At 47.9% G+C, this 15846-nt stretch carries 14 protein-coding genes, 1 tRNA gene and 1 pseudogene; 8 read left to right on the top strand and 8 right to left on the bottom strand.

The annotated features are described in order from the left end of the window. Window positions 1-266: 266 nt before the first annotated feature. Both Q0882_RS10840 and rimK read left to right on the top strand, forming a co-directional pair. Window positions 267-671 (top strand): annotated as a pseudogene (locus tag Q0882_RS10840) (ATP-dependent zinc protease); the annotation flags it as partial. A gap of 81 nt (window positions 672-752) precedes the next feature. Beyond that, complete coding sequence (rimK, locus tag Q0882_RS10835) at window positions 753-1649, top strand: 30S ribosomal protein S6--L-glutamate ligase (RefSeq protein ID WP_299181538.1); 897 nt, start codon at window positions 753-755, stop codon at window positions 1647-1649. Between the two features lie 276 nt (window positions 1650-1925). Here rimK and Q0882_RS10830 read toward each other — a convergent pair whose 3' ends face one another. Then, window positions 1926-3221: an acetyl-CoA hydrolase/transferase C-terminal domain-containing protein gene (locus Q0882_RS10830; RefSeq protein ID WP_299181385.1), complete on the bottom strand. Its 1296-nt coding sequence runs from the start codon at window positions 3219-3221 to the stop codon at window positions 1926-1928. Between the two features lie 199 nt (window positions 3222-3420). On the opposite strand from Q0882_RS10830, the gene Q0882_RS10825 reads away from it, so the two are divergent. Further along, window positions 3421-3738 carry a hypothetical protein gene (locus Q0882_RS10825; RefSeq protein WP_299181383.1) on the top strand — a complete coding sequence of 106 codons (318 nt, stop codon included), beginning with the start codon at window positions 3421-3423 and terminating at the stop codon, window positions 3736-3738. A 167-nt stretch (window positions 3739-3905) separates the two neighbouring features. Here the strand turns inward: Q0882_RS10825 and Q0882_RS10820 are convergent, their stop codons facing one another. From Q0882_RS10820 to Q0882_RS10810, 3 genes are all read right to left on the bottom strand, one after another. Further along, entirely contained in the window at window positions 3906-4562 is a 657-nt protein-coding gene (locus Q0882_RS10820) for a glutathione S-transferase (RefSeq protein WP_299181380.1), read from the bottom strand. Window positions 4563-4749: 187 nt separating this feature from the next. Further along, entirely contained in the window at window positions 4750-5370 is a 621-nt protein-coding gene (locus Q0882_RS10815) for a fasciclin domain-containing protein (protein WP_299181378.1), read from the bottom strand. A gap of 144 nt (window positions 5371-5514) precedes the next feature. Further along, complete coding sequence (locus Q0882_RS10810) at window positions 5515-5892, bottom strand: thiol-disulfide oxidoreductase DCC family protein (protein WP_299181375.1); 378 nt, start codon at window positions 5890-5892, stop codon at window positions 5515-5517. Between the two features lie 183 nt (window positions 5893-6075). Here Q0882_RS10810 and Q0882_RS10805 point away from each other — a divergent pair, with 183 nt between their 5' ends. Continuing rightward, entirely contained in the window at window positions 6076-7863 is a 1788-nt protein-coding gene (locus Q0882_RS10805; protein WP_299181373.1) for a reprolysin-like metallopeptidase, read from the top strand. 183 nt (window positions 7864-8046) lie between these two features. Next, entirely contained in the window at window positions 8047-8853 is an 807-nt protein-coding gene (locus Q0882_RS10800) for a tetratricopeptide repeat protein (protein WP_299181371.1), read from the top strand. On the opposite strand, the gene Q0882_RS10795 is transcribed toward Q0882_RS10800, so the two are convergent. Genes Q0882_RS10795 through Q0882_RS10780 form a run of 4 tightly spaced genes read right to left on the bottom strand, consistent with a single transcriptional unit; the run spans window position 8850 to window position 12864 of the window. Further along, window positions 8850-9572 (bottom strand): transglutaminase-like cysteine peptidase, encoded by a 723-nt coding sequence (locus Q0882_RS10795; RefSeq protein ID WP_299181369.1) that lies wholly within the window; start codon window positions 9570-9572, stop codon window positions 8850-8852. The genes Q0882_RS10800 and Q0882_RS10795 overlap by 4 nt on opposite strands. Before the next feature lie 27 nt (window positions 9573-9599). Further along, window positions 9600-11651, bottom strand: coding sequence for a GspE/PulE family protein (locus tag Q0882_RS10790; protein WP_299181368.1), 2052 nt, complete (start codon window positions 11649-11651; stop codon window positions 9600-9602). Between the two features lie 3 nt (window positions 11652-11654). Then, window positions 11655-12053: a hypothetical protein gene (locus tag Q0882_RS10785; protein ID WP_299181365.1), complete on the bottom strand. Its 399-nt coding sequence runs from the start codon at window positions 12051-12053 to the stop codon at window positions 11655-11657. 16 nt (window positions 12054-12069) lie between these two features. Further along, window positions 12070-12864: a prepilin-type N-terminal cleavage/methylation domain-containing protein gene (locus Q0882_RS10780; protein WP_299181361.1), complete on the bottom strand. Its 795-nt coding sequence runs from the start codon at window positions 12862-12864 to the stop codon at window positions 12070-12072. A gap of 130 nt (window positions 12865-12994) precedes the next feature. Between Q0882_RS10780 and Q0882_RS10775 the strand changes: the two genes are divergently transcribed. From Q0882_RS10775 to Q0882_RS10765, 3 genes are all read left to right on the top strand, one after another. Beyond that, entirely contained in the window at window positions 12995-15238 is a 2244-nt protein-coding gene (locus tag Q0882_RS10775; protein WP_299181358.1) for a PAS domain-containing hybrid sensor histidine kinase/response regulator, read from the top strand. Between the two features lie 54 nt (window positions 15239-15292). Continuing rightward, a complete protein-coding gene (locus Q0882_RS10770; protein WP_299181355.1) occupies window positions 15293-15475 on the top strand; it encodes a DUF3012 domain-containing protein in 183 nt (60 codons plus the stop codon). 166 nt (window positions 15476-15641) lie between these two features. After that, a tRNA-Thr gene (locus Q0882_RS10765) sits at window positions 15642-15717 on the top strand. The last annotated feature ends 129 nt before the right edge of the window (window positions 15718-15846 follow it).

Here is a 15846-nt window from a genome sequence, read left to right as displayed (position 1 = left end):
TTGATTGGTTGACCCGAGGATGCCTTTTTAGGGTTTTAACAGGTCGATGACATTGGGGATATGCCCATACCCCCGTTTTTTTTAACGTATCTCGTTTATCCACCGGACTTCGATGGGATCGATCACCTAACCATAATGAAATAGGGTGATCGCTCATCAGGCAGCCGCTTAAGCAGAATGAAAATAAAGATTGTTTCTGATACAAAACAGGAGTCAAATTGCACTGATTACTGAATGTGAAAATGCCAGAAATGAGGACCGAATGAGTGACTATCGAGAAAACTATCTGTGGAGCTGAAGAGTGGTGTAAGTTTCCTCAACTTGCAGTACCCGCCATCAAGGCCAGAGTTGACTCAGGTGCTAAAACTTCAGCTATCCATGCGTTAAATATTAAACCGTTTCAGCGTGATGGGGTTAGTTGGGTTAGGTTTGACGTCTGCCCTCTACAGGACAACAGGAAAACCGTTGTTCATTGTGAAGCTCCCATCTTCGATCGACGAAGCGTAAAAAGCTCAAGTGGTAACTCAGAGAAACGCTATGTTATTAAAACCAGCTTGGCTATTGGTGATCAAAGCTGGGATGTAGAGCTTACCCTGACAAACCGGGATGCAATGGGTTACAGGATGCTGCTCGGGCGTGAAGCAATGTCAGGAAAGTTATTGGTTGATCCTGAGCGATCCTTCTCTCTGGGTGATTTGGCTAAAGAGGCGCTAGAAGAGTTATATCTCACCAAGAAACCACCTAAAAAAGGATTGAAGATTGGGGTCTTAGCGAGCAATCCTAATTTATACAGTAATAGGCGAATTATTGAGGCGGGTGAAGAAAGAGGCCATGAGATGGTCTTCCTTAATATAAAACACTGTTACATGAAAATGGACGCTGAAAGCCCCGAGGTCCATTATCGTGGTGGTAAAGTGCTTAATGACCTTGATGCGATCATCCCAAGAATCAGACCTAGCATGACTTTTTATGGCTGTGCACTTACCAGGCAGTTTGAGTCGATGGGTGTGTACTGCCTCAATACCGCGGGTGCTATTACCCAATCCAGGGATAAGCTTCACTCGTTACAGCTGCTGTTTGAAAGCAAAATTGACATCCCCATCACCGGTTTTGCCAACTCACCCCTTGAAACAGATGATCTGATCAACATGGTGGGTGGTGCCCCTCTGATTATTAAGTTACTTGAAGGGACTCAGGGTAAAGGTGTGGTGCTTGCCGAGACAAAGAAAGCAGCAGAGAGTGTTATTAACGCTTTTAAGAGTTTAAAGGCGGATATTCTGGTTCAGGAGTTTATTAAAGAGGCCAATGGTAAAGATATTCGATGCTTTGTGGTGGATAGCAAGGTTGTTGCTTCTATCCAACGAGAAGCTGAGCCCGGGGAGTTCAGGGCTAATATCCATCAAGGTGGAACGGCCAGTCTTATCATACCAACCGCAGAAGAGAAAAGAATTGCAATCAAAGCTGCTAAATCTATGGGGCTTAAAGTAGCAGGCGTCGATATTATTCGCTCAGCTAAAGGCCCTCTTTTGTTGGAAGTAAACTCATCTCCTGGCCTGGAAGGGATCGAAGGTGCGACAGGTAAAGATGTAGCGGGCTTGATGATTCAGGCGATTGAAAAAAAATTAAAGTGGAAGGTTGTTTCGTCTTAATGGCTTAAACGTCACGCTTGAGGATGGAGCTGGAAATAATCAGTTTTATCCTCTGCATTGTACCTGCCTTAATCATTGTACCTGCCTTAATAATTGTAGAGCTGCCTACTCATAGCATAGCGCTGCGATCAGCGCCGTTGCCCCTGCAGGGGATCATCAGATACTTACCAAAGCAGATATAAAAAAGGGGAACCAGTTATCACACTGTTTCCCCTGTTTCTCTGCGCAAACTACTTGGCAGTTGTGATGATCACGCTCGGACCATGCCTCTACCCATTAATTCAGGCTTAAACGTAGCTTTTCAAAGCTTTCACGGTTGAGTGCTTCGCGGAAGTCGGGGTGTGCGATCTCGATCAGGTCACGAGCTCGCTCTTTCAAACTGCGACCGCGCAGGCTGACAATGCCGTACTCGGTGGCGATGTAGTGAACGTGGGCACGTGTGGTGACGACACCGGCTCCATCGCTGAGGGTGGTTGTGATACGTGAGACTGAACCTCCCGCTGCGGTTGACGGTAAGGCGATTACCCCGCGTCCTCCTTCGGAGAGGGATGCACCGCGAACAAAATCGATCTGACCGCCGAAGCCTGAGTAGATCTTTGTCCCCATCGAATCGGCTGATACCTGACCGGTCAGGTCGACCTGAATGGCACTGTTGATCGACATCGCTTGGGGATTACGCTGTATGCTGCGCATATCGTTCACATACTCGGTGTCCAGGAACTGTACGGCAGGGTTGTCATGGACAAAGTCATACAGTTTCTGGCTGCCGATCACAAAACTGGTAACAATTTTACCCGGGTGATTTTTCTTATATGCACCGGTGATAACACCTTTCTCAACGAGGGGAAGCACACCATCTGAAAACATCTCGGTATGTACTCCCAGATCTTTTCGATCACCCAGGCAGGCAAGTACTGCATCAGGTATGGCGCCAATCCCTGTTTGGATACAGTCTCGATCCTGAACTAGTCCAGCAACATTCTGACCAATTGCCTGATAGATCTCATTTTGAACCGCAGGGGTATGGCAGCTTATTGGGGCAGCCTCCTCGTACACGGTGTGGAAACTTTTATAAGAGATGATGCCATCACCGTGGGTACGGGGCATATTGGGGTTGATATGCGCGATGATCTTACCCGCTTTCTCCAGTGCAGCGTGGGTTGCTTCTACTGAAATACCTAAAGAGCAGTTTCCATGCTGGTCGGGTGGACTCACCTGAATGATGGCGGTATCTACCCGCTGTTCTCCATTACGAATTAATTTGGGAACCTCTGCCAGTAGCATCGGCACATAATCAGCGTCCCCCTTCTGTACCGCTTTACGGGTGACGGCACTGACAAAGTAACAGCGACAGCGGAGGTGACCTTGCAGCTCGGGTGACACCATTAAGCCGGCACCTTCACCTTCGGTATGCAACTGTAATAGGGTCAGATTACGGCATGATAGTGCATGTTGAGCCAGCCCTTTGAGCAGCAGATCGGGAGTGGCAGCCATGTTGTGTGTCCAGATCGCCTCATTATCCTGGATGGATGAGACAGCATCTTGAGGGCTAGAGGCAATTCGGGGTGACATGTTTAACTCCAATCAGGGAAATAATAGATCCAGAGCGCTTTATAGCGTTTTAATACCGAAAAAGACAGCCGCACCAGTAAATAAGCGCTAAAGCCTGATAATTAAGGGATGGAGGGTCTTTGGATGGGTGGGAATTGGAATATTTATACAGGGTCGACTAGTTTTAATTAAATGTGGTGATAACCGAATAGGTGATGCTGTGAAGCTGGTTAAAGATCTCCTTAATAGCAGGATCGTTTTCTACTGGTTGAATGAAAAGAGGGAAAAAGTCAGTCCCCATCTGCATAACATGCAGGAAGCGGAGGAGTGGTGGAAGCGATTTATGTTTGACCTCTATCCCGGAGAAGACCGAAGACGCTCCATTCATGATCGTCGACAAGATCATGATACCCGTAAGCAGCTAGAACTCAGAGAACGGTTTAATCGTTCTAAACCTCTGGGTCGAAGGGAGACCGACAAACCGGTTCAGGTTGAGATTGATCTGCTTGAAGAGAAAATTGCACTACTGACTGAGTAGGAGTTTAGCCCGGATATAATAAAGCCCCCTCATCCAAGAGGGGGCTTGAGTCCTTTCTATACATCATACTCGCTGGTATATGATGTCTTTTCACTGTAGTTGAATATCTTTGAATTCGCCATTAATGCTTCCAATATCTTGTGATAAGGGACCTGCACCCGTGACTTTCAATCAATGTCCGTTGGAAAGAGCAGAGGTCTATCCCCCTCTTTCCACTGTGGATACTTCTTCATAACCGAGAGAAAGAGTTCATTGTTGAGCCACGCTTCTAGCCAGCGTCTTAAGCAGGGGTAGGGTGCATGTTGAAACCACTGGGCGTCGACGCCTGCAAACTGCCGGATAAAAGGGACGATCGCTGCATCAGCCAGGGTTATCTTGTCCCCGAGTAGAAAAGGATGCTGTTCCAGCCGTTGCTCTAAGCTCGTGAGAAACAGTTCTGCTCTGGCCCGGTATGTGGTCATACTCTCCTCGGGAAAGCGATCCGCGTATTTATACTTATCCAGGTGGGGTTTAAATTCGAGATCATTTTCAGCGATCAGCGCAATTATCTCCGGGCGGTTTGTTTGATCAAGCCAATTATCCGGGTCGCTCTGCTGAAGAGCCCACTGCATGATATCAAAGCTCTCATCGATCACCTCTCCCTGAGGAAGCTGAAGCACCGGCACTGTCGCTTTCGGAGATATCTCCAGCATAGCGGCAGGTTTATCTTTGAGTACCACTTCGCGCCAGATTAAAGTCTGGCGACTGTACGCCAGTGCAAGGCGAGCACGAATCGCGTATGGGCAGCGTCTAAAGGTGTAGAGAACGGGATAGTGATCGGTCATTTCGGGTCTCAGAGTAACATTTATCGGCATTATACAACGATGTCATGGCGTGCTCTGCAGACTTATTCAGGGATCAAATAGAGGGTGAGTGAAAGGGGGTGTTCAGTCGGGAGTATTTAAACGTGGCTGCACGACATTATGAATGTGCGTACGCCACGTTTGCAGGCCTTTATTAGTTCATAACCCGTTACAGGTCACCACCGATAGCGGGGTTAATGAGCTGTTGCAGCTGATAATCCCATGCCGTAGTCATATTGCCTGCTGCAGTGGGTTGCTCGGCGATTACTTTATTCACTGCGTCTGTGTTTGCTGTACTCATGCTTGAGGGCGGCAGGATGACGTTATCGATAACATGGATGATACCGTTACTTGCCTGTATGTCCGTGGCGACCACTTCTGCATTGTTGATCATCACTTTATTGCCATTTACGCGGATATCGATCTTTTCACCCTGAACGGTGGTCGCTTCAGATAAACTCATCGCGGTTTCAGCATTCACACTACCTGAGACTACGTGATAGGTCAGTACTGCCTGTAACTGTGCTTTGTTTTCGGGTTTGAGGAGATTAGTTAATGTTTCTTCCGGGATTTTGGCAAATGCTTCATTGGTCGGTGCGAATACAGTAAAAGGGCCATCTGTTTGCAGGGTGGAGACCAGATCGGCGGCTTTTAGTGCAGTGACTAAGGTGCTAAATGAATCATTACCCGCAGCAATTGATACGATGGTATCTGAATCGCTATTACCCGCCATTACACTGATCGGTGCTGCAAGTAGAGTGATACCCAGAATTCTTTTTACATTGTTCATCGGTCTTCTCCGGTTTAGGTCATCTTCAGAAAGGGAGTCAGTTCTGAACGATTCAGATCTGTGCTGAAGTTATCTCTGCTACGGAGGAAGGTAGAAAGTTAGATCAATTTTTTTTATAAATTATCTGCGATCAAAGTTTGAGCTTCAGATGCGCCCCTCTTTTTTAAGGCGGCGTATGACCATCCAGTGATAGAGGTAGCGCGAGATAGGTCTGATGAGTGGCAGGTTTATAAACCTGCCTAACCAGCGATAGTGGGGGACTCGTGCCATCAGAACCTGATAGGCATCTAGTTCAGACAGGATCTCTCCATTTTGATCGCGAATGTGTAGCTCCCTTAGTGCCTTGTCAGGATCTATACCCATGGCTATCAGATCCCCCTCTCGTCCGGTGATATCGAACCACTCAACCTCGATCTCTTTGTCGTCACCTTTGGCGTGGCGCTCATAGTTACACCGATCCTGCACGCACTGAGGGCAGGAACCATCGTAAAAAACGGTAATTTTCCCATCTGAAGGTTTCATCTTGGCTGAAAACTCTCTCTGTGTTCTCTAATAATAAGGCTAGCTGAAGGTTGGTAGTTAAGCCTCTGTCAGCAATGCTGCGTAAAAATTGGATAAAACTGTCATTAATATTCTGCAGTTTATTGGGGAGGGGATTGCTGCTACTGTTTATTCAACTGTCTCTTATTTTTATGAGTACTGATTATGAAGACTAAACTCAGCGCTTTTCTTATCGGGGGCGTTATTGCTAGCAGCCCGCTCTCTCTGAGTCTGCAGGCGGCCGACTTCGCCCAAAGCCCAGCTGTAGATAAGATCCCTGAGCACGTACAACTTCCTGTAGGCGCGATGGCAGGTTATTACTTTGCCTCGAATCTGCGTTCACTCAAATCGCGTAAGTTTAGCTTGCCTCTGCCTGATGGCGGAGCGATGGATCTGCTGGGTCGACCCGGTCGTCCGTTCCCTAATGGTTCCCAGGTTTGGAGTGGGTCGGTGGAGGGTGAATCCGACAGTAGTGCATTGATTACTCAGCACGGTAAGGCGCTGGCTGGAGTTATCCGGTTTGCGGGTCGGGTCTTTAAGATTCAGCAGGTTTCCGAAGAGATCCATATGCTGATGGAGGTCACGCCAAATGAGCCTTACCCTGAAAGTGACCCGATTGAATCGGACGGGTTGGCTGCGACAGGTAGCAGTACGGGAGAGGCAACCGACCAGGCGTCGGACGATGGCTCTCAAATTGACGTTATGATTGTTTACTCCACCGACACGAAGCAGCGTTATGGTGGTTTAGACGGTGTGAATGCACATATCGCACTGGCGATCACCGAATCTAATCAGGCCTACGCTACCAGTCAGGTTGGCACACAACTGCGGCTGGTACATACCGCTGAGGTGATTAATTCGCTGGGCGATAGTGGTAGCGATCTGGCGGCGCTCAGGTCCACTAATGATGGTGTGATGGACCATGTTCATAGCCTGCGTGATCAGTATGGTGCCGATATGGTGAGCTGGTTTAGCGAAGTGCCGGGTACCTGCGGCCGTGCCTATGTGAATACCGGTGATATTCGATATGACGCAGCTTATGGTTTCTCAGTAGTTGCCTCTGACTGCGCTACAGGTTATTACTCGACCGCACATGAACTGGGCCACAACATGGGATCCACCCACAATGTGGAAGCTAATCCCGGTACGCCGATCTATGCCTACTCCTACGGCTATCAGGACCCGGGCGAAAACTTCAGAACTATTATGGCGTATAACTGTCCGGGTGGGTGTAGCCGTGAGCAGTTCTTCTCCAATCCAGATCTCACATTTAACGGTTTAGTCACCGGTATCGAAGGCGAGGCGGATAATGCACGCTCTTTGAATCAAACCCGGACCCCTGTGTCGCAGTGGCGTTCGGCGGTGGTTGGTGCTGCACCGGTTGCTGACTTTACCTATAACTGTACCTTGCTGGCGTGTTCATTCACTGACTCATCCACGGCGAGTAACCCGATTACTCAGTGGAGCTGGGATTTTGGGGATCAGCAAGGCAGTACACTGCAGAACCCGACTCACACCTTCAGTCAGTCGGGTAACTACTCGGTACAGCTGAATATCACCGATGATACGGGTGCTAGCGCTTTTACGATTGTTTCTGTCAATGTGATGGATACGGTACCAGAACCTCCAGCTCAACCTGCTTTTAGCTCTGTCTCTGTGAGCGGCAGCGATGTTGTATTGAGTTGGAACGATGATACGAATGTTGGGCACTACACCCTTGAGCGCGAACGTCGACATCCGAAGAACGGTAAGTGGACCAGTCTGACTGCTTTAGGCACCGTTGTGAGCCCGCATACAGATCAACCCGGGGGTGGTGATTACCGGTACCGTCTGACCGCACATAATGAGTTTGGTACTGCCAGCAGTGTGTGGACTCTTGCTGAGGGGATCACCGATGGTGGCGGATCTGGCGGTTCTAACGGCGGAGGTCGTGGAGGTAAGAAAAACCGTTAATCTACATCAGCCGGGTTCACTCATGAACCCGGCGTCCTATGTCGCCTGATCACTACCCATTAGGCCTCTACCTCTCATCTATCTCTACTACTTTGGCGCTGTTTTCGGTGTCCTTAGACGACCCTGACTCGTATAGGGGGCGGAGATCTACTACAGTTTTTACACGGATAGCCGGGGGTGTTTATGCGAACTGTTTATGGTTGGGTTCTTCTGACCTTGTTGATCGGGGTGAATGTGCGTGCTGAGGCGGAACTGCCAGAGGAGTTTTACGCGGCGGAGCCAAAGATGCAGCTCTATTTGGCCTATGCTGAATTTAAAATGGCTCATTATAATACGGCGCATGATATGTGGCAGACGATCTATGCCAGAGGAAACGGTGAGGCAGCCTTCAATCTGGGGATTCTCTATGAGCAGGGGATGGGGGTCGAGAAAGATCTTTCACAGGCGCTGAACTTTTATCTTAAAGCCGCTGAACATGGTAGCCGCGCCGGAGCTTATCAGGTGGGGCTTATGCATCTGAACCACCCTGATATGATCTCCGCTGAGACGGCGCTGCACTGGCTCACCATTGCTGCCTTGGACGGTGATACTGATGCGGCGGCCCTGATTGAATCGATTCAAACCGGTCACCCTACTGAAGGGGATGCGATGCTGACGGTGCGTCAGCTCATAGCAAAAGGGGAGCTGGATGAAGCGCTCTCTAAACTGATCGAACTTTCTGAAATGAACCCTCCCAATCTGGTTGCAATCACCCGACTGGCCTGGCTTTATGAGGCGGGTCTTGGGGTTGAGCAGGATATATCGCGTGCCGGTGAGTTATTTCAGGTCGCTGCAGAAGGGGGGGATGCTGAAGCGCAATATGCTCTGTCCGTGATGTATGAGACCGGGGTGGGGAGACCAAAAAACAGTGACACTTCGATGCATTGGTTACGCATGTCAGCTGAGCAGCATTATCAGCCGGCCGTTACCAAGTTGGCTCCTGCTGATTAAAGTGTATTACTGGCGAAGGGAACGACGGGTTTACCCCGATTGTGAGATCTGAGCAGATGTCGATTGTTGTCTAGCCTTACTTTTAGTTCATCCAGTAGGGCAAGGTGTCTGGATTGTGTACGTTTGTATTTCTCGAAATGTTTATCGGTCAGCCACAGCGAATCGTTATTAAATTCATAAACCGTAGTGAGGTCTCTGCGTTGGTCGCTCGTCAGTAACTGCTTATTTAGACTGTCTAAGACGTAGGGATGATCTTGTCCTTGCGGATAAAAAGTAAGCACCATATGAGGTGTTTTACCTGCCAGTGAGTAGACAAGGTTTAGCTGTTTTTCAGTGTAACCCATGATCCGTAGTGTTGTGTATTTAGCGATAGCGATATCTTCACAATCACCTTTGAACTCTATCAGCGTTTCGAGGGGAGTTTGCCAATACTCCTTTTTGCCCCAATGCGAGCTATCTGACGTCCAACTTACTCGATTGAAAAATCCGTTAACAGCTTGCAGGTCTTCCAGCCAACTTTCTCTACCATTCCTTTCGATGACCTGATGCCATTGGCGCATACGTCTCTCTGCGTTCCAGCCATACTTTTTACCAACAAAGTGGTACATATCTTCTGTCCAGATTATGTGGGTAAATCCGTAAAGCGGCGATACATTGAAGAGTGTGAATGCTAACAACGCGATCAGTGATAGAGGCAATGATTTTAGTCGATGGCTCATTAAATGCTTCATCAGGTAGCCCTTGAATCATATTTCAATCAGAGTTGCGGTTAGACTTATAAGCTCATCGGCGTTAATAGGTGTCGTTAACCAGCGAGTTATCTGATGGTGTTCAAATAACAGCTTTAAGCCGGGAGTCATCTGATCAACAATAAATGCAGTAGGTAATCCCGCCCAGGCAAGTCGTTGACGTAATAGCTTCAGCTTGGAGGGAATGTCATCGTCTGCATGCAGTACGATAAGTTGTGCGAACAAGCCCGCATGTATGTGCAGTTGTGCACCAGCCTCATCTGCATCATTTACCATCATGACAGGGTATTGGACGCACTCTTCAATCTCGGTGGCTAATTGTGGGTTTGCGCCGATTAGGAGTAGTGTTGGTTCTTGCTTGTTTGTTAAACCGTGACAACTTTGAGAGAGAGCATCCTGCATCACTAGGGAGTTGAAGTCGCGCCAGTAATCCGCCCCCAATATCCGTGTAATCTCATCAATGCTGGTGATTCCAGAGATGACGGACTCCGTGGCAATGACATTCATACTTCGATCTCGCTTTGAAAGCGTCGTTTCTAAAAAGCGTTCCTGCCTTAAGGCAGTATGATCGCCCTGAGAGGGTTCGTAGACTTCTAATAGTGGGAAACGCTGCTTATAACCGGTGTAGTTACAATGTTCGCACCCGCTTGAGCGCATGGCAGGGGGTTCCTGAATAGATTCGAAGAATAACTGTTCCAGATGGTTGAATGTGTCTATCGGTGTCGCACACTCTGAACAGAGCTTTCTCGCCATCCGCTGAGCAATGATGCCTTTTAGGCTATCAGCAAGTTGACCTTGGGTCGCACCTAAATCCAAGAGCCTTCTAATTGTCCCCTGTATATCAGTTGTATGAAGAGTGGCAAAGACAAGGTGCCCTGTCATCACAGCTTGCAGTGCGGTTTTTAGTGTTTGTTCATCGCGTATCTCTCCAATGAGGATGATATCTGGGTCCTGGCGTAGCATCGACTTTAATATGGTGTCGAAGCCGCGGTTTCTCTGCTCATCTACTTCAATCTGACTGATGCCGGGAATACGGTATTCAACCGGGTCCTCCGCAGTCATAATGTTTTTATTGGGTGTATTCAGACTGCTCAACAGCGTATATAAACTGGTTGTTTTGCCTGAACCGGTTGGTCCGGTAAATAGGATAAATCCACGGCTTTCCTGACAGAGTCTTTCAAGTGCTCGTTGTTCCGCCAGAGGAAACCCAAGTCTCATCATAGAAAACTCACGACTTTGATTTAACAGGCGTATCACTAAACGCTGACTGTCATGACTTGGTAGAATTGAGATTCTAAGGTCATAAGCCTGATTGTTTATCCTCATCTGGATACGCCCATCCTGGGGGGTACTGTGGTTGGAGGTATCCAGGTGTGCCCGGTTCATGATGAAACGGAGGATTGAATCCTGTACTTTTCGAGGCAGACTGGAACCACGGATCAACTGACCATCCACGCGGTATCGAACTAGGCCACCGCCTAAAAAGGATTGGATATGTATATCACTGGCACTTTTCTTTACTGCTTCATCCAGTATTAATAGCGTGATCCTTTCGATCGCTTCATCCGGACTGGCCGTCTGGTTCAATGTGTCATCAGATATCCATAAACTTCGGCTTCCTTCCTGATCCTGTAAGGCATAGCTGAGGTTGATTGCATTGGCTATGTTTTCAGGAGGAGCAAATAGGAGTTCTACCTTGTGACCAAGGTTGAAAGATATCTCTTGATTTAACTGGTCATCAAAAGGGTTAGTGCAGGCTAGTAAGGGTGTCCTGTTACGGTTTCCACACGCGATCACATTGAAACGGCGCGCTACCGATTCTTTAATAGGGGGCAGTTGTCCCTGATTTATGGTTGTTAAGTCTGCACAGGGGGTATGGGTATGATTTTGTATGAACTGGAAGAGCTGTTCTGAACTCATCTCCATGGAGTGTGACAATCGATTCCAGGTTTCAAGGTCATCATCGGTTAATTGAATAGCTGAAAGTTCGGCTGCTCTTTCTGGGCAGGCTGTGATAAGTAGTTTTTGAAGCCAATTGAGTGAAATCATGCACTATCCATTTTTGAAAACCAGTTCTCGGCCAGGCGCTTGTCTGTGATCGCCGCGATAGAAAAGAGTCACTTTACTCTCTCCGTCAGGAAGGACTCCGATCGTTGAATTCAAAATAGGGTCATCAAAAGGTGCAAGTAGTGGCTCACCCTCTTGATACCTTAGAGTCAACTGCTGTTCTGCTTGATCATAGAGCTGATCAATATTCATTAAATGGTGTTCATCCGGCCCAAGTTCATGAGCGAGTTTGTAATGCTCAGCTTCCGCTAAGACCAAAATGAGAAACAGTGGCCATAAAAAAAAGTTGAAGCGTTTTACCAGGGTTTTCTTAACCTGTTGTGTTTCAACTGAAGATTCATCTTTTGCAACTGCCATCGCTATATAATCGTTAATATCGCTCATGATAGATTTCCTGCGCTCATATTGGACAATTAGGGCGGTGAGGGTTGCGATGGTAGTACCCACCGTTGTGTTTAATGCATTCTGCCGGGATTGTGACTACAGGTACCTGTGAAGTCTGCACAGTAGGCTTACTTGGTGGTAGTGTGTGTTGATGTGTTGTACCCGCTGGGGCCGATGTTTGGCTGGTTGTTTGAGTTGATGATGTAGTGTGTTGGTTATCGGCTACTGCTGGATGTGAAACAACTGGGGGATTATTGGGTTTAACCGTAGATTGTGCTGATTGAGTCTGTAAGTTGACGGTTGTCTGGGCAGTGGTTGTGTTCATTGGCAGATCTGTTAACCAGATACCGATCAGGGTGCGGTTGAAATAGCCTTGGATCAGTTTCTCAGCGATATGGTGACGTACTTCATCGACAATAAACCGCCCTTCGGCATCTGTAGCGATAAATACGGCAACGAGACGTTTGTCAGGTGTAAGCGCGATCTGTGTTTTGAAGTGAGGCAGTTCGAGCAATGCAGACTGAAGCGAGATCGGTTTGGGCCAGACTCCTGGATGAAGCGGTGATTTCATGTCAGTGCTCAGGTTACCCGCGCTTTTCTCCATGGCAACTCTTTCACGCAACGTCTGAATGCGCAATAGTAGCTCTTCTGACTTGGCTGTATGAATATAGCGTTGGTATGAGGGTATGGCGATTGCCGCAAGAATACCGATAATTGCAATCACTAATAAGATTTCTATCAAGGTGAAACCTTTACATCTATCCAAGAGTGGATACTCCTTCGCTGAATACTTACTGTATTGCGTACACATCAACTGAATATAGTTTATGTATAACGTTTCTTCCTCCCAGAAAGTACTCCAATAAACAGGGGATATGTGATTGTTTAGGGCGCATGACAATCGCACACTCCTCTACTAATATCATTTGAGTATCAGTGCTGTGAGTGAGTATGTAGTGAATTTATCCAATGTGGATCTGGCTTTATGTAAAGAGCAGCTATGGCAAACCTACAGTGCATTGCCCCGCTCGCAAACGGTTGCTCTGTTCAATGCTGTTGCGTTTGTAGCGTTCAGTTGGCAAGTCCTCCCTCAATCTGATCTGCTGATCTGGTTTGCCCTTTTCTTTGGTGTGACCTGTTGGCGCTTAATCGATTATCGGTTTTATCTAAAAGCTGAGATCAACCAGAAGAATTCCAGATTCTGGGACAAGCGATTCATTGTTGGCGTATTTCTTTCTGGTTGTGTCTGGGGAGGACTGGCCTGGTTTCTTTTCCCGCCGGACTCTCCAGAGCACCAGATGTTCATCATCTTTATATCTGCGGGTATGACAGCCGGTGGTTTGACGACGCTGTCAAGCAACCCTAAAGCCATTAGAGTCTTTCTGTTTCTTGTATTGCTTCCATTAGCGGCACGTCTCTTGCTCACACAGACCTTGATGGGGTCAGTGATGGGGGGGCTGGTGTTGCTCTATCTGGCTGCATTATTCACTGGGGCACAATCTTTTTTTGCTAACTTTCGGGAGAATATAACCCTTAGGGTGAAGGCACAGCAGCGTGAAGAATCTTTGAAAAGAAGTGAAGCGCGTCTTAATGCCGCTCAAAAGGTGGCTCAGGTGGGCAGTTTTGAGTGGGATATTAAACATGATCAGTTGCGATGGTCTGATGAGCATTTTCGCTTGTGGGGATTTCAACCACAAATTTTCACACCGACAGTGCAGCAATTTGAGCAGGGCCTCCATCCTGATGATGCAGAGCGGGTAAAGCAGACGCTCCTGGAAGCACTCCAGGGAGATGGGGCGTATGCATGTGATCATCGGGTGTGCTGGGCTGATGGTACGGTTCGTGACATCTCTGGACGAGGCCAGGTCATCTTTGATGACAATGGCGATCCTGCCTCGATGACAGGCACAGTGCAGGATATCTCCAACAGCCAGCGGATAGCTCGTGAACTATTAGTTGCGAAGAAAAGCGCTGAGGCTGCGAGTGAAGCTAAAAGTATGTTTCTCGCAAATATCAGCCATGAGCTACGCACTCCGATGAATGGAATTATCGGAATGACCTATCTTGCACTGCAGACTGATCTGAATACCAAACAGAAAAACTTTGTCGGTAAGGCGCACTCCTCCGCCGAGGATCTACTGGGGATTCTGAATGATCTGTTGGATTTTTCAAAAATTGAGGCGGATAAGATCGAAGTAGAACAGATCCGGTTCGATCTTCGGGATGTTTTGGATGATGTCGTAAGCCTGTTTCAACCACGAGCGGTGGAGAAACAGCTGAAGTTAGAGGTGAACTGTGATCCCGACCTCCCAGGGGTATTGCTTGGGGACCCGCTGAGATTAGGCCAGGTTTTGAAAAATCTGACCTCCAATGCGGTTAAGTTTAGTCACTCTGGAGGAGCGGTTTGGATTAAAGTAACGCTTGATGAGGTGTTAGATCAACAGCAGGTGAGCGTTCGTTTTTCGGTTGAAGATACCGGGATTGGTATCTCTGAAGAGGAGGAAAACCTCCTGTTTCGCCCCTTCTCTCAGGCGGATGCTTCAACAACGCGTAAATATGGCGGAACCGGACTTGGCCTGGCGATCTCTGAGAGGTTGGTGAAATTGATGGGAGGGGGTATCAGGGTCGATAGTTGTGAAAATCAGGGGAGTTCATTCAGCTTTACCCTGACGTTCTGTAAGGGAGAGGACGAGGAGGCTATGCCACCGAAAGAGCTGAAGGCTAGCGAGGTGTCTGAATTGGCAGCGTTGAAAGGTAGCCGGGTTTTACTGGTGGAAGATAATGAGATCAATCAGTTGGTACTTCAGGAGCTGTTACGTCGTAACGGAGTAGTGGTAGAGGTTGCTGCAGATGGTGAGCAAGGGTTACAGCGGTTAACTTCAGCGACCTATGATGCTGTTCTGATGGATTGCCAGATGCCGGTTATGGATGGTTACGAGGCCACAAGGCAGATTCGGGCATCGCCGCAGCTCTGTCAGATACCGGTGATTGCGATGACCGCCAATGCGATGAAAGGCGATCGTGAAAAGGCACTGAAGGTGGGAATGGATGATTATCTGACTAAACCGATCGATCCTCCGCAGGTTCTTCAGGTGCTGGATCGCTGGATTGGGAAGAGGCGAGATGGTGCAAGTGGGAGCACAGTTGAAGTGAAGACTGTTACAGGTCAAGACTCATTATGTTAAATTTCAGCTATCAGCCTGATCAACAGTTGGTTAGTGCCAGGGAAAAGAGGAATTATGATGAACAAAGCCACCTTTAAATTAGTTGCGACAGCATCGTTGCTTATGTCAGCACTGCTTCTGCAGGGTTGCTCCCCAGAAGTTGGAAGCAAAGAGTGGTGCGCCGACCTGAAGGAGAAACCTAAGGGTGAATGGAGCGTAAATGAAGGTAAAGATTTTGCTAAGCATTGTATCTTCTAAGCGTATTTGACCTTCCCTTAGGAAGGGTTCCAGATTGGTCTGGAACCCTTTTTTTATAGGCAGAGTTGGGAGGGATGGCTTTTGTTCGGTTTATCCAAAATAAATTTACTGAACAGACTTGATTCATCATCAATAACTGCCTATCATGCGCCCGCCTGATCGATGTGCCGGTATAGCTCAGTTGGTAGAGCAACTGACTTGTAATCAGTAGGTCCCGAGTTCGACTCTTGGTGCCGGCACCATCTCTCCCTTGTAACAATACTCCTCAGATAAAAGCGTTATAAAAAAACACCCTCTCGGAGCCAATGGTTCAAATCGTTACCTACCCATAGTTCAACCTACGGGTCATCTGAGCCATCTTTTAAATTTTG

Source organism: uncultured Neptuniibacter sp. (assembly GCF_947498015.1).
Classification (GTDB): Bacteria; Pseudomonadota; Gammaproteobacteria; order Pseudomonadales; family Balneatricaceae; genus Neptuniibacter.
This window is presented reverse-complemented; position numbering and strand designations above follow the sequence as displayed.